This is a genomic window from Arthrobacter sp. Dra40, from assembly GCF_059091905.1.
In genome coordinates this window covers 1-20,504 of record NZ_JBNHHB010000085.1, presented here as the reverse complement: position 1 = coordinate 20,504, position 20,504 = coordinate 1, and the positions used below count along the sequence as shown (strand labels likewise).

The 20,504-nt window shown below is 67.9% G+C and carries 20 protein-coding genes; 4 read left to right on the top strand and 16 right to left on the bottom strand.

The window, feature by feature from the left end; translation table 11 throughout:
• From AC5RWT_RS23220 to AC5RWT_RS23175, 10 genes are all read right to left on the bottom strand, one after another.
• Positions 1-635: polyphosphate kinase 2 family protein (locus AC5RWT_RS23220; protein ID WP_494082215.1), on the bottom strand; the 635-nt coding region annotated here is incomplete at its 3' end.
• Between the two features lie 89 nt (positions 636-724).
• Complete coding sequence (locus AC5RWT_RS23215) at positions 725-1,939, bottom strand: pyridoxal phosphate-dependent aminotransferase (RefSeq protein ID WP_494046029.1); 1,215 nt, start codon at positions 1,937-1,939, stop codon at positions 725-727.
• Between the two features lie 73 nt (positions 1,940-2,012).
• On the bottom strand, positions 2,013-2,996 hold the full coding sequence (locus AC5RWT_RS23210; protein WP_494046028.1) for an ABC transporter substrate-binding protein: 984 nt from the start codon (positions 2,994-2,996) through the stop codon (positions 2,013-2,015).
• Between the two features lie 10 nt (positions 2,997-3,006).
• Complete coding sequence (locus tag AC5RWT_RS23205) at positions 3,007-3,726, bottom strand: ABC transporter permease (protein ID WP_494082214.1); 720 nt, start codon at positions 3,724-3,726, stop codon at positions 3,007-3,009.
• Complete coding sequence (locus AC5RWT_RS23200) at positions 3,723-4,493, bottom strand: ABC transporter permease (protein WP_494082213.1); 771 nt, start codon at positions 4,491-4,493, stop codon at positions 3,723-3,725. Before AC5RWT_RS23200 ends, AC5RWT_RS23205 begins: the two co-directional genes overlap by 4 nt.
• Positions 4,493-5,554 (bottom strand): ABC transporter ATP-binding protein, encoded by a 1,062-nt coding sequence (locus tag AC5RWT_RS23195; protein ID WP_494046059.1) that lies wholly within the window; start codon positions 5,552-5,554, stop codon positions 4,493-4,495. Before AC5RWT_RS23195 ends, AC5RWT_RS23200 begins: the two co-directional genes overlap by 1 nt.
• Positions 5,555-5,699: 145 nt before the next feature.
• On the bottom strand, positions 5,700-6,806 hold the full coding sequence (gene rsgA / locus AC5RWT_RS23190) for a ribosome small subunit-dependent GTPase A (protein WP_494046025.1): 1,107 nt from the start codon (positions 6,804-6,806) through the stop codon (positions 5,700-5,702).
• 183 nt (positions 6,807-6,989) lie between these two features.
• Entirely contained in the window at positions 6,990-7,445 is a 456-nt protein-coding gene (locus AC5RWT_RS23185; RefSeq protein ID WP_494046024.1) for an NUDIX hydrolase, read from the bottom strand.
• A gap of 28 nt (positions 7,446-7,473) precedes the next feature.
• Complete coding sequence (locus AC5RWT_RS23180; protein WP_494082212.1) at positions 7,474-7,728, bottom strand: hypothetical protein; 255 nt, start codon at positions 7,726-7,728, stop codon at positions 7,474-7,476.
• Complete coding sequence (locus tag AC5RWT_RS23175) at positions 7,725-8,390, bottom strand: ArsR/SmtB family transcription factor (RefSeq protein WP_494082211.1); 666 nt, start codon at positions 8,388-8,390, stop codon at positions 7,725-7,727. The genes AC5RWT_RS23180 and AC5RWT_RS23175 overlap by 4 nt, the downstream gene beginning before the upstream one ends.
• A gap of 249 nt (positions 8,391-8,639) precedes the next feature.
• On the opposite strand from AC5RWT_RS23175, the gene AC5RWT_RS23170 reads away from it, so the two are divergent.
• A complete protein-coding gene (locus AC5RWT_RS23170) occupies positions 8,640-10,349 on the top strand; it encodes a tetratricopeptide repeat protein (RefSeq protein WP_494082210.1) in 1,710 nt (569 codons plus the stop codon).
• Positions 10,350-10,355: 6 nt separating this feature from the next.
• On the opposite strand, the gene AC5RWT_RS23165 is transcribed toward AC5RWT_RS23170, so the two are convergent.
• The 4 genes from AC5RWT_RS23165 to galU all read right to left on the bottom strand — a co-directional run bounded on the left by AC5RWT_RS23165 (position 10,356) and on the right by galU (position 14,324).
• Entirely contained in the window at positions 10,356-11,609 is a 1,254-nt protein-coding gene (locus tag AC5RWT_RS23165; protein ID WP_494082209.1) for an aminoglycoside phosphotransferase family protein, read from the bottom strand.
• 102 nt (positions 11,610-11,711) lie between these two features.
• A complete protein-coding gene (locus tag AC5RWT_RS23160; RefSeq protein ID WP_494082208.1) occupies positions 11,712-12,680 on the bottom strand; it encodes a hypothetical protein in 969 nt (322 codons plus the stop codon).
• A gap of 81 nt (positions 12,681-12,761) precedes the next feature.
• Complete coding sequence (locus AC5RWT_RS23155; protein WP_494046018.1) at positions 12,762-13,397, bottom strand: GNAT family N-acetyltransferase; 636 nt, start codon at positions 13,395-13,397, stop codon at positions 12,762-12,764.
• A gap of 24 nt (positions 13,398-13,421) precedes the next feature.
• The gene (gene galU / locus AC5RWT_RS23150; protein WP_494046017.1) at positions 13,422-14,324 is read right to left on the bottom strand and encodes a UTP--glucose-1-phosphate uridylyltransferase GalU; all 903 of its coding nucleotides are present in this window, start codon (positions 14,322-14,324) and stop codon (positions 13,422-13,424) included.
• 68 nt (positions 14,325-14,392) lie between these two features.
• Here galU and AC5RWT_RS23145 point away from each other — a divergent pair, with 68 nt between their 5' ends.
• The 3 genes from AC5RWT_RS23145 (at position 14,393) to cpaB (ending at position 16,213) form a co-directional block, all read left to right on the top strand.
• A complete protein-coding gene (locus AC5RWT_RS23145) occupies positions 14,393-15,016 on the top strand; it encodes a 5-formyltetrahydrofolate cyclo-ligase (RefSeq protein WP_494082207.1) in 624 nt (207 codons plus the stop codon).
• A gap of 94 nt (positions 15,017-15,110) precedes the next feature.
• Positions 15,111-15,419 carry an FmdB family zinc ribbon protein gene (locus AC5RWT_RS23140; protein WP_494046015.1) on the top strand — a complete coding sequence of 103 codons (309 nt, stop codon included), beginning with the start codon at positions 15,111-15,113 and terminating at the stop codon, positions 15,417-15,419.
• A 122-nt stretch (positions 15,420-15,541) separates the two neighbouring features.
• Positions 15,542-16,213, top strand: coding sequence for a Flp pilus assembly protein CpaB (gene cpaB / locus AC5RWT_RS23135; protein WP_494046014.1), 672 nt, complete (start codon positions 15,542-15,544; stop codon positions 16,211-16,213).
• Between the two features lie 63 nt (positions 16,214-16,276).
• Here cpaB and AC5RWT_RS23130 read toward each other — a convergent pair whose 3' ends face one another.
• Together AC5RWT_RS23130 and AC5RWT_RS23125 are read right to left on the bottom strand one after the other, a co-directional pair.
• The gene (locus AC5RWT_RS23130; protein WP_494082217.1) at positions 16,277-20,305 is read right to left on the bottom strand and encodes a DUF4011 domain-containing protein; all 4,029 of its coding nucleotides are present in this window, start codon (positions 20,303-20,305) and stop codon (positions 16,277-16,279) included.
• A 118-nt stretch (positions 20,306-20,423) separates the two neighbouring features.
• A partial coding sequence (locus AC5RWT_RS23125; RefSeq protein ID WP_494082216.1) for a GMP synthase (glutamine-hydrolyzing) occupies positions 20,424-20,504 on the bottom strand: 81 nt, incomplete at its 5' end.

Below are 20,504 nucleotides of genomic sequence, written 5' to 3'. Positions count from 1 at the left end.
ACATCACCCGGATCGTACTTCCAGTATTTGTCCGCCCGGTCCATCCGCTCAAACAACCGCTTGCCTTGTTCGACCTTGCCCAGATGCAGCATGACTTTGACCAGCCGGATACCTCTGCCGGCCACCGATGACTCGAAGTCGATGATCTGGCCATACCGGTCTTCCACCACCTCTTGGGACGAGAGCCCGTGCACGCGGTGGATGAGCACGTCTTCATAATGCGACCGGTCGAAGACGCCGATCAGGCCCGGCCCGGGCAGCTCCCGCTCCACCCGCCAGAGAAAATCGTGCTCGAGTTCTTCCGGCGTCGGGGCCTTAAAGGCATGATGGGACACTCCCTGCGGGTCGGCCGCTCCGACCACGTGCCGGACTATCCCGCCTTTGCCGGAGGTATCCATGCCTTGCAGCACCAGCAGGACAGCATCCCGCGCCCCGCCACGACTCTGCGCAAAGAGCCGTTCCTGCAGTTCGGAGAGGCGGCGGTCGGATGACTTGAGCAAGGCCTTGCCCTCAGCCTTGCCGCCGGCAAAACCCGGGGTGCTGCCGGTGTCCACGCCAGACAGGTCAAAACCCGGTCCGACCCGCAGCAGCTCCGACGGACTCCGCGAAAACACCGGCACAACTGCCTCGCTCACCCTCGTCCTCCCATCCGTCCGGCCCGCTTGGCACGCGGTGGGGAAAGCCTACTCAAGCGCGGGCGCGGCGGCTACGGCAGGTACGCCATTTACTGCCGGTATCCGGTGAGGAATTCCTCGATCCGCCCGACTGCTTCGGTCAAGACATCCACATTCGGCAACGTGACCAAACGGAAGTGATCCGGCTTCGTCCAGTTAAACGCCCGGCCGTGCGAAATCAGGATCTTCTGCTGCTTGAGCAGGTCCAACGCGAACTGCTCGTCGTCCTTGATCGGATACACTTCCGGGTCCAGCTTCGGGAACAGGTACAGCGCGCCCTTGGCCTGCTGGGTGCTGACTCCGGGAATGGCGTTCAGCAGCTCATAGGCCTTGTTGCGCTGCTCCAGCAGCCTGCCGCCGGGCAGGATCAGGTCATTGATGCTCTGGTGTCCGCCCAACGCGGTCTGGATCGCATGCTGAGCCGGGACATTGGCGCACAGCCGCATGTTCGTCAGCAGGTTGATGCCTTCGATGTAGTCACCGGCCAAATGCTTGGGCCCGGAGATGGCCATCCAGCCGCTGCGGAAACCGCAGACCCGGTAGGCCTTGGACAGCCCACTGAACGTCAGGACCAGCACGTCGTCGGCCAGCAACGCCGTATTCACATGCTCGGCATCTTCGTACAGGATCTTCTCGTAAATTTCATCCGAGAACACCACCAGGTTGTGCTTGCGCGCCAGTTCCAGCATGCCCTCGAGGATGTGCCGCGGATAGACGGCCCCGGTGGGGTTGTTCGGGTTGATGATCACGATTCCCTTGGTGTTGGGAGTGATCTTCCGTTCCATGTCTTCCAGATCGGGCAGCCAGCCCTCTTCCTCGACACAGAGATAATGCACCGGATGGCCGCCTGCCAGCGACACCGAGGCGGTCCAGAGGGGATAGTCGGGCGCCGGGATGAGCACCTCGTCGCCATTGTTCAGCAGCGCCTGCAGGCTCATGGTGATCAGCTCGCTGACGCCGTTGCCCAAGTAGACGTCGTCTACGCCGATCTCCTGGATGCCGCGCGTTTGGTAGTACTGCGACACGGCGGTCCTGGCGGAGAAAATGCCGCGCGAATCGCTGTACCCCTGCGCCGTGGGCAGGTTGCGGATCACGTCCACCAGAATGGCATCCGGCGCCTCGAATCCGAACGGCGCAGGGTTGCCGATGTTCAGTTTGAGGATGCGCTGGCCCTCGGCCTCCATCCGCTGCGCGTGCTCGAGCAGCGGCCCGCGGATGTCGTAGAGAACGTTGTGGAGCTTATTGGACTGCTTGAACTCGGCCATTCAAAAATCTTCGCACACACCGCGCGCCGCTCCGGGGACCGGAGCGGCGCGTGCGTGAACTCGATGCGAAGCCTTAGTCGGCCAAGCCCTTTTTGGCCAGCCAATCGGCGGCCGCGTCGGCCGGGTTGCGCTTCTCGTCCCCGCTGACCTGCCGGTTGAGGTCAATCAGGTCCTCGGTGGTCAATGCGGCCGAGACCTCGTTAAGCACCTTCGATGCCTTGCCGTCCACGGATTCTGTGCGGATCAGCGGCAGCACCTGCTGTGCAATGAAGTTGTTCTTCGGGTCTTCAAGCACCACCAAGTCGTTGTCCTCGATGGAAGGTGTGGTGGTGTAGATATCGGCCACCTGGATCTTGTCCGTGATCAGCGCGTTGAGCGTGGTGGGCCCACCGTAGTCATTGATCGGTTCGAAGGACTTGGGTACGCAGTTGTAGTGCGCCTTCAGTCCCGGCAGGCCGTATTCACGCTCGGCGAATTCAGGGTTGGCTCCGATCACCAGCTCCTTGCAGACCGGGGCCATGTCCTCGATCGAGGTCAGCTTGTGCTTCTCCGCCGTTGCCTTGGTCACCACCATGGCGTCCTTGCTCTCCGCCGATGCCGGCTCCAGGACGCCGAGACCCTTGGGCATGGCAGCCGGCAGTGCCGCCATGACATCCTTCGCGGAGGCGGCCGTCGCGCCGGAGTCCAGGAACAGCAGCAGGTTGCCGCTGTAGTCCGGGATAACGTCCACAGACCCTTCCTCGACCGCCTTCACGTACACCTCACGGGAGCCGATGCCCGGCTTGGTGGTGACGTCGTAGCCGGCTGCGGTCAGTGCACCCGCGTAGAGTTCGGCAATGATCTGGCTTTCCGTGCCGCCGCTGGAACCGACCACCAGGGATCCGCCGGCGCTTCCCTCCGATGCCGGTGTCCCTTCCTGCAGCGGGTTGGATCCACCGCCGCAGGCGGCCAAAACCAGCGCCAAGGCCGCCGTTCCTGCCGCGAGCACGCTCCGCCTGGCAAACGGCCCCCTCGCGCGTTCTTGGCTACGTGCGTTGATCCGGGTGTGGTTTTTCATGCTTGTCTCCTCATCTGCCGGCACTGGCTGCTCCAACCTTACTTGTCCTGCCTTGTGACCCCGAGGGGACGCCGCGCACGCCGGGCGATACGGCGGCCTTCTGCACCACGGCCAACACGGCGTCCGTCACCAGTGCCAGCGCCGCGATCAACAGCGCGCCGGCAAACAGCCGTACCGGGTCGCGGACGGCAAGCCCGTCGATCAGGTACCGGCCGAGGCCGCCGAGATTAATGTAGGCGACCACCGAGACCGTGGCGATGACCTGCAGCACGGCGGCACGCACCCCGCCCAGCAGCACCGGCAGCGCATTGGGCACCTCGGCACGGAACAGCACCTGCCATTCGGTCATGCCCATCGCGCGTGCGGCGTCCACCAGCGGGCGGTCGACGGCGGCAATCCCGGAATAGGTGCCCGCCAGCAGCGGCGGGATGGCCAGGATGACCAGGGCGTAGATCGGAGGCATCAGGCCCAAGCCCATCAGGATGACGAACAGGGTCAGCAGGCCCAGCGTGGGCAGCGCCCGCAGCCCGCTGGCCACCCCGACGACGGCGACGCGCCCCCTTCCGGTGTGGCCGACGAAGAGTCCCAGCGGCACGGCAATGGCCGCGGCGATGACCAGGGTCAGGCCACTGTAGAACAGGTGCTCGGCCAGCCTGGCCGGAATACCTGCCGGGCCGGTCCAGTTGGCCGGATCGGCGAACCACGCCGCGGTCTGCTCGAAGAGATTCATCCGCGCACCGCCGCCTGGGCAGCATCCGGCCGTTGTCCCGGGCCGATCCGGTCCGCTGCCGCCGCGCCGCCGCCGGCTTCCGGCTCGCTGCCGGGCCCGGCCCCGGTGAGCGTGGCGGCTCCGCCCGCACCTCTGCGCCGGCGCAGCCACGGCGTGAGCACCCGCTCCAGCGCCACCAGGACCAGATCCATCAGCGCAGCCAGCACCAGGGTCATGAGAATTCCGACCACGATCTCGGTCATGAAGTTGCGCAGCAGCCCGTCGGTGAACAGGAAACCGAGGTTCGGGACGCCGATCAGCGCACCCACGCTGGCCACCGATATGTTGCTCACCGACACCACCCGCAGTCCTGCTATCAGCACCGGAATGCACAGCGGCAGATCCACCTGGAAGAAGCGGCGGACGGGCCGGTAGCCCATGGCCGCGGCGGCTTGCCGGATGCCGTCGTCCACCGACTCCAGCGCATCAACCACCGCACGGACCAGCAGTGCAACGGTATACACGGTCAGCGCCACGATCAGGTTGGACATCTCCAAGATGCCCGTGCCCAGGATCACGGGCAGGATCACGAACAGGGCCAGCGAGGGGATGGTGTACAGCACCGAGGAAAGGGACAGGATCAGGCCGCGGACGGCGTGGATCCGCCAGGCCAGGTAGCCCAGCGGCAGCGACGCCACCAGCCCGAGCGCCAGCGGAAGCACGGACTGGAACAAGTGGAGCCAGCTCAGCTCCAGCACGTAGGGCAGGTTGGCCAGGAACCACTCCATCAGCTGCCGTCCGCCTGGAGCCGCTGCAGCACGGCGGAGGGATCGATCAGGCCGACCACGCGACCATCGGTGTCGACGGCGACCCCCGCCCCGGAGGGCGAGGACAGCGCCGCGTCCAGCGCCTGCCGGAGGCTGGAGCCGAGCGTGAACAGCGATCCCCCGATCAGTGCCTTCGCCGGGTCCCGCTGACCGGGAGGCAGCCAGCCCGCCGGTCCACCGCCGTCGTTGGTCAACAGCAGCCAGCCCTCCGCCGGCGCTTCCGCCACGCGGTCTGCGCTGGTGGTGGTGGCCGGCATCAGCGTCAGGCCGGCCGCGCTGTTGAACGACAACGAGCGGAAGCCTCGGTCCCGGCCGACGAAGCCGGCGACAAATTCGTCCACCGGTGCCCGCAGGACTTCCTCCGGCGTGCCGAACTGCGCCAGCCGCCCGCCGGTGGCGAAGACGGCCAGCTTGTCGCCGAGGATGGTTGCCTCATCGATATCGTGGGTGACGAAGACGATGGTTTTGGCCAGGTGTTGTTGCAGCCGCAGCAATTCCTGCTGCAGCTCGGCGCGGACCACCGGATCCACCGCGCTGAAGGGCTCATCCATCAGCAGGATCGGCGGATCGGCCGCGAGCGCCCGGGCCACCCCCACACGCTGCTGCTGGCCGCCCGAGAGTTGGGCCGGGTAGCGGTTGCCCAGTTCCGACGCCAGCCCGACGACGGCGAGCAGCTCTTCGGCGCGCTTCCGCGCGGCCGCGCGGCGGACTCCGTTGAGCCGCGGCACGGTGGCAATGTTGTCCAGCACCGTGCGGTGCGGAAGCAGCCCGGAAGACTGCATGACGTAGCCCATGGACCGGCGCAGGGCCGCTGCGGGTTGGGCGGAGACATCCTGGCCGTCCACCATCACCGCACCCGTGGTTGGCTCTACCATCCGGTTAATCATCCGGAGCGAGGTGGTTTTGCCACAGCCCGACGGACCCACGAAGACGGTGATCGCGCCGCGTTCAATGTCCAGTGTCAGGTCATGGACGGCGGGTTGTCCGGCATAGGACTTCGTGACTTCCCGGAATTCCACCATCGGCCGCTGCCCAGCCGTGGCGACGGCGGCCGACTGGTCAGCCGGAAGGGCAGTCGGCTGTAGGGGCTCGGTCATGCTGAACCTTCCGTGGGAGATCCTGCGGCCGGCGGGCCCGCAGAAGTGCTGGCTCTGAGTCTAATCACCTCTACGGCCCGCCTGCACGTGGTTCCCGCCGGCCGCGGTAGTCCTTGGCTTGCGCGGCCGCCTTGGCCAGCTTGGCGAACTGCCGGCCGGTCCGGCGCTGCGCTGCCACGTTCTGTCGCCGGTGCAGGCTGGCCAATTCCCGTTCCATCTTCCGGTAGCTGTCCCAGCGCCGCCGCTCCAGGCTGCCGTCGGCGAGCGCCTGTTGGACGGCGCAGCCGGGCTCGGCATCATGGACGCAGTCGTTGAACCGGCAACCGGTAGCCAGCTCGTCGATGTCGGCGAACACTCTCCCCAGCCCGTCCTCTGCATCCCACAGGGCGAAGCCTCGGATGCCGGGTGTATCCATCAGCACTGCGCCGTTGGGCAACGGGATGAGTTCACGCGCCGTGGTGGTATGCCGGCCCTTGCCATCGCCGGCGCGGACCGCTCCGGCGTCCTGCACCTCCCTGCCCGCCAGTGCGTTGATCAGGCTGGATTTGCCTGCGCCGGAGGGGCCAAGCAACGCCATGGACCGGCCGGCGCCCAGATAACCGGCCAAGGCGTCTATCCCGTCGCCCGTTTCCGCGCTGGTTGTCAGGACCTCGGCGCCGGCGGCCTGCTCCAGGATCTGGGCTGCCACCTCGTCATGCCGGCCGCGCAGGTCCGCTTTGGTCAAGATCACCAGCGGCACGGCACCCGAATCCCACGCGGCCACCAGGGTCCGTTCCAGCCGGTTCACCGAGAGCGGCCGGTCGAAGGGCGCCACGATGCCGATGATGTCCATGTTGGCGGCCAGGATCTGTTCGGCCGAGAGCGGATCGTAGGCCTGTTTGCGGGTCAGCGCGGAGAACCGCGGCAGCAGCCCGGCGATGGCGGGGCCGCCCGCGGACGCCGGGCGGCCGGCGTCGTACGCCACCCAGTCGCCGGTAGCCGGCTGCTGCGGCAGTCCCGCGGTCGCCAGATGCAGAAGACCGCTCTCGGCAGCCAGCAGGACGCGACCCCGGTCGGTGCGCGCCACCCGGGCAGGGCGGAGCCTGGAATCGGGAAATTGGTCGCTGAACAGCGCGGCGATGCGTTCGGTGTAGCCATAGCTGTGCAGCAAGGAATGCGGTGTGGGCGCGTCGGTCACAACGGTTACCTCGGGAACTGAGGCCTCCGAACCGGATGTTACGGCTGCTAGCCGCGGCCGGAGCGGCGGTGGGAGGCGGGGCTGGAGATGGCAACGGCATCTGCGGCAATGACGGTCATCACATCCACCTCCTCGAAAAGTCCCAGCGGCCACGGCGGCCCGGCAAACGGACCAGCATAGCGCTCAGCGGTCGGTTGCGGAATGGCCCGCCGGCACACCGTCCGGAAAGAGCAGCCGAAGCCCCAAATCCACCAGGTCGACGCGGTCCAGCGACGGAACCTGGTCGAGCGGAATCCACCGCGCCAGGTCGGTCGACCCGTCGGCCTCGTCCTTGAGCTCACCGCCGATGACGCTGGCAGCATAGATGACACGGAAGGCGTGCAGGGGGCGGTTCCCGTGCAGCCGCTTCGCCGCCGGGATGTGTTTGCTGTCCACGCCCAGCAGTCCCTGGAGCTTGGCTGTATAGCCCGTCTCCTCCCGGATCTCCCGGACTGCGCCGGTTGCGGCGTCTTCTCCGTATTCCAGGCCGCCGCCGGGCAGCGTCCACCGGGGCCAGCCGGCGCCGGTCCAGCGGGCCAGCAGCACGGCGCCATCGGCGACGATGACGCCGTAGGCGGCCACCCGCGTATCGAATTCCATCCCTTTAGTGTAGGGCGGCGGGCTGGGGCTACCGGGCGTGGATACCGCTGTGTGCTGCAGCCTGGACATCGGTCCGAAGGGCTTCGTGGGCCAGCAGCAGCACGGCAGGTGCAGCCTGGCCCTGCGTCGGCCGGCGCAGGGCGGCCTTCCGCCGGGCACGGTCCTCTCCGGCCACCATTAACGCTCGGCCGGAGTGGATCAGGAACAATTCAAAAGCCGAGGGCCCTATGTCGAAGTTGGCGGACGACGGCGGGCGGTACGGCTGGGTGGGAATGGTGGTCATGATCGGCTCTCGGTGGGTGAGGGCGTCCGGTCCGAGCGGACGTCGATGATCGGAAAAGCGTTGAGGTGGAGCTGTACCGGGCGGACGCCTTCGGTGCTCTCCGCATTCTGGTCCAGATAGGGCGCGGCCAGTTTGCGGACGTAGTCAGATGCGAGTGCGGCAATATCGGCGAGCTGTTCGCGGGTCAGCCGGACGTTGATCGTGCTGACCACCGACGCATCCAGCCATTCCTCCGGCACCAGTTCGCTCCCGTGTGCCATGAAATCGGCCAGCAGGTCCGCTCGGCTACGCTCGAATTCCCGCGTGACCAGGCGGGCTGCCTCCCTGGTCGCCGGGCTGCCGGCCAGTTCACCGGCGCTGATCGTCAGGCTGCCTGGAGTGCGCCGCCACCAGCGTTCGCGGGCAGTTCCGCGGCCTTCGACCTCGCGGACGAAGTCGTGCTTGGCCAGTTGCCGCAAGTGATAACTGGTGGCACCGCTGGACTCCCCCAGGCGTTCCGCGAGGCCGCTGGCGGTCTGCGGGCCGTATTGGGACAACATATTGAGCAACTGAATCCGGAGCGGGTGGGCTAGGGCCTTCAACGACACCACATCCACCCGGCGGTCACTGCCGTGCTCGCCTGCTATGGACGGGGTGGCTTCCTGCTTCTTGTGCTGCTCCATAGGCACAACATTAACGTTGCAAAGAGTTCTTTGCAAGTGTTTCTTTGCAACGATTTGTTTGTACCCGCGCGGCGGCGCATGGATGCCTATCGCCGCCGTCCCTCACCCGGGCACCCGGAAGGGCATTGCGCCGACCTTCGTTGGCGGCTAGAACTAAGACCATGGGCAATGCGGCAACGAGGGTCCACGGCACAGTGCTGCGGAAGCGGGGCCGCCGTGCCTGAGTCCGCGGCTACCATGCCTCGCGGCTTGATCGCCGACCGATTGCGCGCCGTTTTGGAGAACGCCGGGCCCGATCCTGAGCGGTTCCCTGCGGCCGCCCGGGACTGTTTGGACCGCGCGTATGAGGCCGCCTATGCGGAGAACCACGCCAGCGCCCGGGCGCTGGCGGAGGCCGGACTCGCCCGGTCCTCGGATGCCGATCTGGACGTCCGGCTGGGGCTGTACTCGGTGCTGATCGCGCTCGACCAACTGGCCGGAGACCATCGACAAGCCCTTGAGTATCTCCAGGCGCGGATTGCCCTGCTCCGTCGCAACGGGCTGGCGGCAGAAGCTGCCGCGGGCGAACGGTTGGGAATCGTCCTGTTCCGCGAGGCCGGCGACGACGATCTCCCGCTGCTCGAGGCCGAACTGGCCCGCCTGCTGGATGCCCATTCCCCCGCGTCGGTGACCTCCGACGTCCAACTGGCCATCGCCGTCGTCCGATCCCAGCGGGGCGAGGCGAAGCGGGCGATCGCACTGCTGGAGGAGGCGGTGGCAGGTTACGAACGTGCCGGCCGGACCGACAGCTTGTCCGGCGCCCTGATGTACCTGGCCAATACGTACCTGCAGGCCGACCAGCCGGAACGAGCAACGGCAGCAGCCGACCGGATGCTGGCCTTGCCGGGGAACCGTGCCACCACCGCCAGCATGTGGCTGCTGAAGGCCAATGCCGCCGGCGGCGGGGGCGCGGCCGGGCTGGAGGAGGCACTGACGGCGCTGGAGCTCTACGCCGCGGCCGGCGTGCGCAAGGGCGCCATCAGTGCGGCCGTGGTGCTGGCGCGGCTGTGTGCAGGGATGGGCGACTATGAGGATTCCGTGCTGGCCTGGCAGGCGGCCGTGGCGCAAGCTGAACGCGGTGAAGTGCAGGAAGAACTGACCCTGCGCTTGGCCCTGGGAAATCAGCTGCTGGAGGCCGAGGAGTATGAGTTCGCCGGAGAGGTGCTGTCCAAGCTGCTGCAGCGGCTGGAGCAGACCAAGGCGCCGCACCCGCAGGTGGCCCGCGCCCTGATGAGCATGGGCCATGCCCACCGGCACGCCGGACGAACCCCGGAGGCGCTGGATTGTTGGCGCCGGGCGGTGGCCGAATTCAGCCGCGGCGGCGAGTTCGGCGAGGCGGCCCGCGGCCTGCTGGCGACCGGCACGCTGCTGTCCCGGGAGGACCGCGAGAAGGACGCGCTGGTCTGCTTTGAAGCGGCGGTAGCCGCCGCCCGCAAGGCCGAGGACGACGACGCCGCGCTGCCGCAGGCGCTGCATGCGCTCGGCCATGCCTTGTGCGAGGCAGGCGACCCGGATGGACTGACCGCTTTGGACGAAGCGATCAGACTGGCCCGCGAGTACGGGGCACACTGGTACGAGGCGGACTACAGCGATACACGGGCTCGGGGGCTGTGGGCGCTGGAGGACGGCACGGGGGCGATCTCGGCCGCACTGCACGCCGCTGACCTCTACTCGGCCGCAGATGACGCGGCCTCGGCCGGCAATTCCGAACTGTTCGCGGCGCACGTTCTGGCGGAGATGGGCCGGGCCGACGACGCCGTGCCGATGTTCAAGCTGGTCCTGCAGGAGCCGGACGTCGGCCGCACGCTCCGGGTCGCGGCCTATCTGGGGCTGGCCTCTGCCCTTGATGACCTGGGCAGGACGGTGGAAGCAGACATCGCCCGGCGCGCTGCGGACGCCGCCGCCGACGGCGTCGACTGACGCCAGCTACTGGCGCTGGCCACTTTCGGAAAGTGGCGGCCAGCCGTCTCGGGTGGCCTCGGCGGCCAGCCGCTCGGCGATGGCCAGCCGCTGCAGGGCATCCTGCTGCCAGCCGTCCCCCTCCCCCGCGGTTTTGGCGCCGGCTACCAGCGACAGCGCGACGCCGGCGGCCCGGCCGCGCAGCCCCGCTGGATCCACCACGGTGTCGAAGACGGCCGCGAAACGCTCCAGGGCTGCCGGCACATGCACGTAGCCGGAGTGAACCGCCGGCAGCACGGCCAGGTGCCCGAGGAAACAGGCCAGGTCGTCCACCAGGTGGCCCGGTCCCAGCGAGTCCACGTCCATGAGGCCGGTGATCCGCCCGCCGTCCACCAGCAGGTTGGCTTCATAGAAGTCCCCGTGTGCGGGAACCACCGGACCGGCGTCCGTGGCGGCCAGCACCTCTTCCACCCGGCCGGCCAGGGCAAAAATCCGATCCTGTTCGTCGGGGAGAACCGCAGCCGCCGCTCTGGCGTAGTCGGCTGCGCGCTCCGCCCAGGCCGGACGCCGTGAGAGCTCCAACACTCCGGACGGGAGGGCCTTCAGCAGGTCGAGGAGAGTTTCCGGCGCCAGCGCCGCGGCGCCGTCGTTCATGATGGCGCGGGCCAAGGGAGTGCCCTCCGCTTCCGTCAGCACCACCACGCCGTCGGCCGGGCCGGCGGTGGCAACGGGAGCAGGCAAACCCGCCTCGGTGAGCAAACGGTGCCGGCGAAGCAACTGGGCGGCCCGGTCCGGACGGACCACCTTGAGGAAGACCTTGCGGCCGCCCTGCACAGCTTCCAGCACGGCCCGGCGCAGCGGCCGGTAGCTGACCATCCTCAGTTCCGCTTCTCCGCCGCCGAACACACTGCGGCCCACGGCCGCCGGATCGCACGCCGCCGGCAACCCGACCAGCACCGGGTCGGACGGGTACAGCCAGGCGGTCAGCGGGACCGTTTCGCCGTCATGACGGACCAGCGGCAGGCCGCACTCGGGCACCGCGGCCGTGGTGATGCAGACGTACTCCGTCCGTTCGCCTCCGTCGGGCACCCGGAGCCGCACGGAGTAGATGCCTGTTGCGCCGGCCCCCGGGCGGTGCTGCAATTTCGCCAGCTGCCAGGACTCGACGGTGCCGCCGAGCCTGGACACGGCCAGTTCCAGCGGCTCGCGCATCCCCGGGCTTTCCAACAGGTCGATGCCAGCGGTCTCGGTGGCCATCACGTCCTGATTCGGTGCGTCCATGCTTCCATTGCACACCATCGCGGCCACTGCTCGGTATTGCGGAGCAGAAAAGCCTGCGGCCCGCCCCTCTGGGCAGGCCGCAGTCAGCGTCGGGGAGTGAGGTCAGGCCCGGCGGCGCTGCAGCACGTCGTCCAGGTTCAGCCGGTTCGCTGCAGACGGCTGGCCGGATGCCTCGGCCGTCGCAGCGGCCTCCTCGGTGTGCTGCTCGGCAGTCTCCGACCGCTGCGCCGCGGCTTCTTCAGTCCGCTGCGCGACGTTCTGCTTGATGGACGTCTTGACCTGCGGCTTCTTGACCTCGGGAGCCGGCAACGGGGCGGGAGCCGGCCGGTTGGCCTTGGCGGCGGCAACATACGTCGGTTTGGGTACGTCCACGGGCTGCCATGGGGTCCCGGACGGCCGGGACGGGGCAACGGTATCCCCGGCCTCTACGGCAACCTTCAAGGCTTGCTCACGCAGCTCGGTGGCCGTCAGCGGAGCCGGCGCTGCCGGTGCGGATTCCGCCGCCGGTTGGGAGTCAGCGGCGGCCCCATCAAACAACTGGGTGGGCCGGGCGGGGGTCCTCATGCCGGCGGCCTGGGATGCCGACGCGGTGCGGGCCGCGCGGTCCGCGCGCGCCGCCGCGCGGTTCCGGCGGTCGCGGATTGCCAAGGAGCGCAAAATGACGACGACGGCGACGGTCGCCAGCAGCGCGAAGCCGGGGACCTGGCCCGAAACTACGCCGGCCAGCGCGAGTACACCGCCAGCGACGAAAACCACAAGGGCCACGGCTCCGGTCAGTGCCAGCGCGGTCCGCCCATAGCGGATCCGGAACTCGGGCTGGCCCGCGGTCTGCTGGGAGGGCTGCTGCACGGACGACGACGTCGACGGTGCCCGCTGTGCGTTGTATTCCATGATGATCCCCTGGTTGCCGCTGGAGGCGGTTGCGGGTATTGAAACTAGTGGTGCTGCTGCCTGCCCCGGCGCCGGTTCAGCCATCGCGGGACTGAATCCTCCGCGGAGCAGGTACGGTCCTACCCAGACAAACCACAGCCCAACGATGACCGCCAAGATCACAGAGCTCTGAATGTCCACTCTCAAAACCGTAGAAGCTCAAGCATGCCGGACGTGGCATTCTTCCCGGTGTGTCGGATAACGATTCCGCCCGGCCCTCCTTTATGGTGTCAACCCCACGTCCCCGTGCTCCAACCAGCGGGCCAGCAGGCCCTCGGGAACTTCCTCGGCTGTCAGCGCGAAGCTGCGGTGATCTGCCCACGCGCCGTTGATGTGCAGGTACCGCGGACGCAGACCCTCGTCCCGGAAACCGAGCTTCTCCACCACGCGGAGACTGGCCCGGTTCTCCGGCCTGATATTGATCTCCATCCGATGCAGCCCCAGCGTCTGGAAACAATGGTCGGTAGCCATCGCCACCGCCGTCGGCGCTATCCCCCGCCCGGCGCAGGCCTCATCCACCCAGTAACCCAAGGTCGCGGACATCGCGGACCCCCAGGTGATGCCGGAAACCGTGAGCTGCCCGATCAAAGCCGGCTTGGGCTTGCCCTGCTGCCGCTCCGTGATGACCCAGGGCAGGGCCATCGCCATGCGCGCCTGGTGCTTGAGCGAGCGGACCATCTCGGAGAAGGCCGGCAGATAACCGCCCGGGGCCGGATTCGAGGCCTCCCACGGCTCCAGCCAACGTGCGTTGCGGCGCCGTACCGCCATCCACTCGTGCCGGTCCCGGTAGCGGATGGGGCGCAGCGACAAATCCCCGCACTCAAGTGTCGCCGGCCAGATCGCCGCGCCATAAACCATGTGAAGGTCTTTACGGTCGAGCTGTCAGTCGCACGAACCGTCGACGAACTCTTTCAGCCAGCCCCGCAGTTCGGTGCCGATATCCTCCCGCTCGGAGGCTATGGTCACCACTGCCTTGAGATAGCTGAGCTTGTCGCCGGTGTCGTAACGGCGTCCGGAAAAGACCACACCATAGACGCCGCCGCCCTTGCCTTCCCGGCCGGCCAGCACTTCGAGGGCATCGGTCAACTGAATTTCACCACCGCGGCCCGGCTTGGTCTCCTCGAGCACGTCGAAGACAGCCGGGTGCAGTACATAGCGGCCGATGACGGCCAAATTGGACGGCGCTTCGTCCGGCGCGGGCTTCTCCACCAGCTCGTTGATCCGCACGTAGCTGCCGTCGCCCTCCGGGGTGATGTCGGCGCAGCCATAGGCACTGATCTGTGCCGGATCCACTTCCATCAGGGCGACCACGGAACCGCCGGTCTGCTGCTGGACCTCGATCATCTGCGCCAGCAGGTCGTCGCGTTCGTCGATCAGGTCGTCTCCGAGCAGCACGGCGAACGGCTCGTGGCCCACGTGCTGGCGCGCACGCAGCACTGCGTGGCCGAGCCCTAGGGGGTCCCCTTGGCGCAGGTAGTGGATGTCCGCCAGTTCCGAGGCAGCCCGAACGGCGGCGAGCTTTTCGAAGTCGCCCTTCTCCTCCAGGATCTGCTCGATGTTGGGCACCCGGTCAAAGTGGTCCTCCAGCGGCCGCTTGTTACGTCCGGTGATCACCATGATGTCGCTCAGGTTCGCGCGGACGGCTTCTTCGACCACGTACTGGATGGCCGGCTTGTCCACTACAGGAAGCATCTCCTTGGGCATAGCCTTTGTTGCGGGCAGGAAACGGGTTCCCAGGCCTGCGGCCGGAATGACTGCTTTGCGTACCGCACGATGAGACGTCATGACTTCAGAGTACCGAACGAAGCTGGGCAGCAAGCCGATTTGCAGGGAAAGGAATTACGATGGCGGCCATGGAGAAGCAGACCCGATTGGACAAGGAGACGGCCCGTGCCTTCTTCCGGGCGCGCCGCAGCGAGCGTCCCGCCGAGGAGCGGCGCCGGGCGGGAGCCGCTCTCGCGCAGCAGGTGCTGGACGGACTGCAGCAGCTGAAGATCCCGGCCGGGACCACCGTTCCGGCGTACATCTCCGTCGGTTCCGAACCCTCGACCCGGGCACTGCTCCCGGCCCTGGAGGACGCGGGCTACGAAGTAGTAGTCCCCATCTGCGAACCGGACTACCGGCTCAGCTGGGCCCGCTGGTTCACCGGCGTGGAGTTGGCACGCAGCCCCCGGGCCTGGGTGGACGAGCCCGTCGGAGAGCGCTTCGGACCAGAGATCATGGCCGGCCTGCCGTTGGTGCTGATTCCCGGCCTGGCCGTCGACTCCGATGGCAACCGGATGGGCCAAGGCGGCGGCTACTATGACCGGTTCCTGGCCTCGCTGCCCGACGGCGCCGACCGCACCAAGATCGTGGGACTTTTCTACTCCGACGAAGTGGTGCCCGCCGGAACCTTCGAGTTCACCGCCCTCGATGCCCCGTTGGACGGCGTGGTCACTCCCGACGGCTGGACGTGGTTCAGTAGCCGGACGGTGTAGAACACGGTGTAGAATTGGCACTCGGAGCATCTGAGTGCCAACGAACGTATCAGGCACTGTTCTGCTCCAGGCCGAGTTTTCAGGAGGAACCACAGTGCCCACGTACGCCTACGCCTGCAAAGACTGCACCCACGCCTTCGATATCCAGCAGGCCTTTAGCGACGATTCGCTGACCGTCTGCCCCGAATGCGGCGGAAACCTGCGCAAGAAGTTCAACAGCGTGGGCGTCGTCTTCAAGGGCTCGGGCTTCTACCGCACGGACTCACGCGACGCCGCCAAGGCCAGCTCCGTTCCCGCGGCATCCTCCGGTTCCAACGGCGGAACGGAAGCCGCCAAGCCGGCAGCCGCCGCCGAACCGGCCAAGCCGGCCGCAACTCCGGCACCCGCCGCAGCCGCAAGCTAGGCAGCTGCCGGCGGCTGACGACCCGCCGCTTTTCCTACACACCTCAACGGTGGCAGCGCTGTATCCACAGCGCCCTGCCGCCCGCTGCCGCCGCACCGGTCGCGCGTCTTAACGTGGGCTGCATGCCCCCTGCCGCAGCTACCAACCGCATCGTCCGCCTCGCCTTGATGCCTCGGCGGCTGCTCCGCCGGCACTACCGGCTGCTTGCCGCCCTGCTGCTCTGTGCTGCCGCCGCACTGGTGGTCCATCAGTTCACCCCCGCGCCGGCGCCCACTGATGCCGTGGTGGTCGCTGCGGCGGATCTGCCTGCCGGCACCGTTTTGTCCGCTGGGGACATCGCGCTGGCCGAATTGCCGGCGGGCGCCGTCCCGGACGGAACTCCCGACAGCACCTTGCCGTTGGTCGGCCAGCGGCTGGCCACGGCCCTGCGAGCAGGTTCTCCGGTCTTCGACACTTCAATCGTCGGGCCGGGGCTATTGGCGGGTGCGCCGCAGGGGACGGTGGCCGTGCCGGTTCGTCCCGCTGACCCCTCCACCGTGCAGCTGGTCTCCCCCGGCCAACTGGTGGACATTGTCCTCAGCAGCGGCAACGGGTTCGACGAGCCGGCGGGATCAAGGGTCTTGGCGCGCGCCGTTCCGGTGCTGTGGAAAGCCGACGACGGCGGCGCCTCGCCTACGCTGCTCGGCTCACAGGAACCCGACGGGCTGGTGGTGGTGGCCGCAGCGCCGTCCGACGCCACCGCCCTGGCCGGCGCCTCCAGCCGGGGCAATATCTTCCTGGTGCTGGTCGGCTGACAACCAGCGGTGGGGCTGATAGCCCAGTTCGGCTGTCAGCCTCTCACTCGCCGGTTTCCCGGCTCAGCTCCAGTGCGGAGGGCGCTGCTCCCGCAGCCAGGCGTCCCGGTCCTCGTCCCGGTCGCCCCAGGCGTGCGGGTCGTCCTCGGTTGCCTTCGTTGGCAGCGTCGGGGACTGGCTGCGCTTGGCCCGGCGCGGCCGCAACCCGTCCTGGTCGGCTTCCGGTGCCTCAGCCGTGGCAGCCGTTCCGGGCTCAACCGGTGCCTGCGCGGTTTGCTCCGCTGCCGGCTCCGGCTTTCCCGGAGCGCCCGAGCGGCCGTCCTTCTCTGCCGGTTCTTCCGGCTTCTGCAGTCCCAAGTAGCCTCCGATCAGGTCCGCGCATTTCTCCGGATCAGTGAACACCTCGATGGTCCACAAGGTCAGCGGCCGCCAGCCAAGCCGTTCCAGCTGCTGCGGGCGCAGCCGGCTGCGTTCCCGGACGGTCAGCTCCCGGTATTCCGGGGTCCCGTCCGATTCCAAGGCCACCGGAAGCGTCGGTTCAACATCCGGCGAATACTCTACCGCGCTCGAGCTGGCCACGATGTCGATGAGTCCGTAATAGTGGTCCCAAACGCGTGCGCCACGGGTGCGGAGGCGCTCCACCAGGTCGGCGACCAGCGGGTCGTCGATCCCCGGCGAGAGTTCGGAAGCTCGGAAGCGGCCGTCGCCAAGGTGGCGGTCCAGCAGTTCGTGGAAATCAACCGCTCCATGCCGCAGCCGATCCGGGTCCAGATCCTCCGGACGGAAGCAGCTGAGCACGTGCAGCGAGTGCCTGGAACGGGTCACCGCGGTCGCGAAGAGCGCACGTCCGCCCGCCGCCGACAGCGGCCCGAAGTCGTGCACCGCGCGTCCATGCGGCGTCCGGCCGAAGCCCAGCGAGAAGATCACATCGTCGCGGACCAGTCCGGAGGCGCGTTCCACTGGAACCACCCGGAAGGGCTCTTGCCGGCGCTGGAAGAAACTCGTGGCCGACGGGTAGTTCGGCATCTGCAGCCGGATGGCCTCCGCCACCCGGGCGGCATGCCGGGCGCTGGCCGTCACCACGGCCAGCGACCGCGACGGCCGCAGGCTGATGTGCTCGAAAACCAGGTCCACCACGCGGTTCAGTTCGGCCGGAACGCTCTCCACGCCTTCATGTCCGGCGCCGGGCATGCCGGTGCCGTCCGGCAGGTATTCCACTTCCAGGCCGCCACCGTGGATGGAGCTGGCACCGGGCAGCCGGGACAGCGATCCCCCGTAGAACTTGTCGCTCAACGAGCGGGTCAGGTCCAGGTCCACCGCACGGTACGCGGTGGTCAGCCGCACCACCGGCAGCACCTCGGAGAGGGCGTGGAAGCAGCTGGCCAGAGGCTTCGGGGCCTCGCCGGTGACCGGATCGTTCCGGCGGTCCACATTGACTTCGAAGGGCGCTGCACGGCCGAGCTCGCCGTCGCCGAACGCCACCACCTGGTGCGCCCGGGAGACCGCGGCCAAGGCCGACGGCAGGCTGGTGGCCTCGGCGTCGAGGATGATCACGGCGTCGAAGTGCTTGCCCTCCGGCAGCAGCAGCGGCAGCACCAGCGGGGAGGCAGTCCAGATGGGCAGCAGCGCCGAGACCAGCGATTCTGATTGCTGCCCCAGCGCGGCCAGGGTAGGTTCGCCGGCCTTGAGCAGGTCGCGCAACCGGTGGGCGGCCTTGGGCTTGCTCTTGAGCGAACGCCGCCAGTTCTGGGCCAGTTCCCAGCGCAGCCGGGCGGGTCCGGACGCGATGTGCGCGTTGTCCGCAAGCCGGTAGACGGCCTCGAGCTTGCGCAGGTTGTCGCCGTCCGACATGGCCAGGTAGTCATCGCCGCTGATCATCGCTTCCAGCGCCGACTGCCACCAGGCGAGGTCCAGTTCCGCACTCACCTGCTCGGCACTGACTTGGCGCTCGGCCAGGTCGTCCAGCAGTTCGCCCAGTCCGTGCTCGCGCATCTGCTCGAGCAGCAGCGTCCGTTCGGGCAGGTTGATCAGTGTTTCCTTGTCCGCGGCCAGCGCGTCCAGCTGTTCCTGGAGTTCGCCGTCGGGCATCGCCACCAGCGCACGGTCCTCGGGCACCGGTGCCAGCAGGGCGGCCAGTTTCTGCAGCCGCTGTGCCACATCCCGATAAAAGCTGTTCAGGTCGGCCAGACCGGACGGAACCGCTGGGTGGCGCTGTGAGGTGGCGTAGTCGGCCCACTTGGTCCGCTGCTGCTGCACTTCGAACAGGGATTCATGCAGGTCGGAGATGTGCACGCCGGGGCGGATGTATTCCTTGGCCACCTTGCGCAGCCGGGAGCGCGTCATCGAGCTCATTTCGATCCCGCGGTCCCGCCGCCAAGAGCTCGGCGCGGTCGCCGAGATCAGGTCGGTGACCGGCCGGTCGAAGATGTCCGGGGTGAACTTGTCCAGGCTGCCGCGGACTTCCACCAGCAGCTGCAACTGCTCGCCCCACTCGCGGAACGTCCCGGCCAGGGCGATCTGCGAATGCTCGGCCACCTTGCTCATGCGCGTCCGCAGCTCCGGAATATCCTTGGCCAGATCGGAGGCCAACTGGTGGGCGTCCTCCGTTTCCTTGCGGTTGAGCAGCTTGGCGCCAAACCACGGACTGGTGGTAGCCGATTTGCTGAAGCTGCCCAGTTCGGCAGCGCGGACCAGCCGGGCCGCCAGTTCGGCCCGGTCGGTAATGCTGTCCAGCACCGATCGCTTCAACCGGACCGTGGTGGCCGGCGCCGGATCGAGCGAGGTGAGCTTGGCCAGCGACTGCATCGCCTGATAGGGCGAGCAACGCCAGCGGCTCCGGACATTGTGCAGGGATTTAACGTGGTCCAGCAGCTTGTGCCGGTGATCGGCGAGCGTGGCGTGCAGCTTCCGCAGCTGCGGCTCCTGCGCCTTTTCGCTGCGGCTGATGGCGCGGATCAGCGTCTGGCGCAGCTGGTCCGGAGTGAGGTCTGCGCCGAGCTGCAGCGCCAGCGATCCCAGGTCCACGGTTTCCAGCAGCTGCGCGAATTCGTTCAGCGTGCCACGGCGCTCCGCCACCACCAGCACACTCTTGCCCTCGTAAGCGAGCGCCGCCGCGGCGTTGAGCGCGGTCTGGGTCTGGCCGGTGCCCGGCGGCGTCGAAACCACCAGCGAGTGCCCGGCCTGGACCAGATCCAGCACCTGCTGCTGCGCGGCGTCGGCGTCCAGCAGCAGGAACTCGTCCTGAGGATCGCGTTCATCGATCGGCGGCAGATCCACCTCCGGCACTGGCACCGTGCCCAGGCCGTGAGCGGCGGGGCGTGCGTCCCCGGAACCGGCGCCCGCTTCGGCCAGGGCCTGGATCACCGGGTGTCCCGCGTCGATCAGGACCGGATCGGTAACGGCCTCCAGATCGGCGAAGGTGGACACCAGAAAATGGTGTTCGATGGTCATGTTCCGCACGTCAGCGGTGAGGATGCGCAGCCGCTCCAGCACCGGATGCGGATCGAGGCGGGCAGTGCCGTAGGCCAGCCGGGCGGTCGCCTCGGCATCGATGCCGACGCCCTGCTCGGCGGACAGATGGCGGACGAGGGCCGGGTTTAGCCGGGCGCGGTCGGCCAGCTGCAGCTCGAAGTCGTCCTGGCTGGGGCGCACGGTCAGTGCCACCGGCGTCAGCATCACCGGGGCATTCAGCGACTCCGACCGGCCGACCTCCGGAATTCGCCAGGAAGCAGTGCCCGCGGCAAGATATCCGACGTCGATGCCGCGTTCGGAACCCAGCTCCAAGATCTTGGCGCGCAGGCTACGGGCGGTACGCATGGCGGCAGCGTATTGGTTCGGATCGCGCAACAAGGTGGAGAGGCGGGTGCGGCGCCCGGCCAGCAACTGGGCCAGGCCGGAAGGGTGGGCATGCGTCAGGTCAATGCTGTTCGACGACGTCGGAGCGAACCGCAGCAAGGTGTCGGACCCGGCCACGTCGCCCAGGTTCTCCAGCCAAGATGCCACAACGTCTTCAGCAGCCTCAGCTACGCTGGCCAGCGACACGGCTGCCCCCTTTACTTCACTCTCGGCTACTTGCCTCGACCACAACGGCATGTCAATCAAGGTATCGGACTTTAAACGCCAAACGGGCGACCGCAACACTGCCTTGGCGAATTTTGCTGTGCAGTGTTCCCGCGCTGTGCGGCGGGTTGGCAGCGGCTGCCCGTTGTGGCTACTCCCACTCGATGGTGCCCGGCGGCTTGCTCGTCACGTCGAGCACCACGCGGTTGACCCCGTCCACTTCGTTGGTGAT

Excerpts from the sequence above, each read along its gene's own strand:
- AC5RWT_RS23165 (WP_494082209.1), bottom strand. The coding sequence starts at position 11,609 with ATGGACGCACCGAATCAGGACGTGATGGCCACCGAGACCGCTGGCATC.
- AC5RWT_RS23145 (WP_494082207.1), top strand. The coding sequence starts at position 14,393 with ATGGAGAAGCAGACCCGATTGGACAAGGAGACGGCCCGTGCCTTCTTC.
- AC5RWT_RS23215 (WP_494046029.1), bottom strand. The coding sequence starts at position 1,939 with ATGGCCGAGTTCAAGCAGTCCAATAAGCTCCACAACGTTCTCTACGAC.
- AC5RWT_RS23175 (WP_494082211.1), bottom strand. The coding sequence starts at position 8,390 with ATGGAGCAGCACAAGAAGCAGGAAGCCACCCCGTCCATAGCAGGCGAG.
- AC5RWT_RS23155 (WP_494046018.1), bottom strand. The coding sequence starts at position 13,397 with ATGGTTTATGGCGCGGCGATCTGGCCGGCGACACTTGAGTGCGGGGAT.
- AC5RWT_RS23205 (WP_494082214.1), bottom strand. The coding sequence starts at position 3,726 with ATGAATCTCTTCGAGCAGACCGCGGCGTGGTTCGCCGATCCGGCCAAC.
- AC5RWT_RS23185 (WP_494046024.1), bottom strand. The coding sequence starts at position 7,445 with ATGGAATTCGATACGCGGGTGGCCGCCTACGGCGTCATCGTCGCCGAT.
- AC5RWT_RS23200 (WP_494082213.1), bottom strand. The coding sequence starts at position 4,493 with ATGGAGTGGTTCCTGGCCAACCTGCCCTACGTGCTGGAGCTGAGCTGG.
- AC5RWT_RS23130 (WP_494082217.1), bottom strand. The coding sequence starts at position 20,305 with ATGCCGTTGTGGTCGAGGCAAGTAGCCGAGAGTGAAGTAAAGGGGGCA.
- AC5RWT_RS23210 (WP_494046028.1), bottom strand. The coding sequence starts at position 2,996 with ATGAAAAACCACACCCGGATCAACGCACGTAGCCAAGAACGCGCGAGG.
- cpaB (WP_494046014.1), top strand. The coding sequence starts at position 15,542 with ATGCCCCCTGCCGCAGCTACCAACCGCATCGTCCGCCTCGCCTTGATG.
- AC5RWT_RS23180 (WP_494082212.1), bottom strand. The coding sequence starts at position 7,728 with ATGACCACCATTCCCACCCAGCCGTACCGCCCGCCGTCGTCCGCCAAC.
- AC5RWT_RS23195 (WP_494046059.1), bottom strand. The coding sequence starts at position 5,554 with ATGGTGGAATTCCGGGAAGTCACGAAGTCCTATGCCGGACAACCCGCC.
- galU (WP_494046017.1), bottom strand. The coding sequence starts at position 14,324 with ATGACGTCTCATCGTGCGGTACGCAAAGCAGTCATTCCGGCCGCAGGC.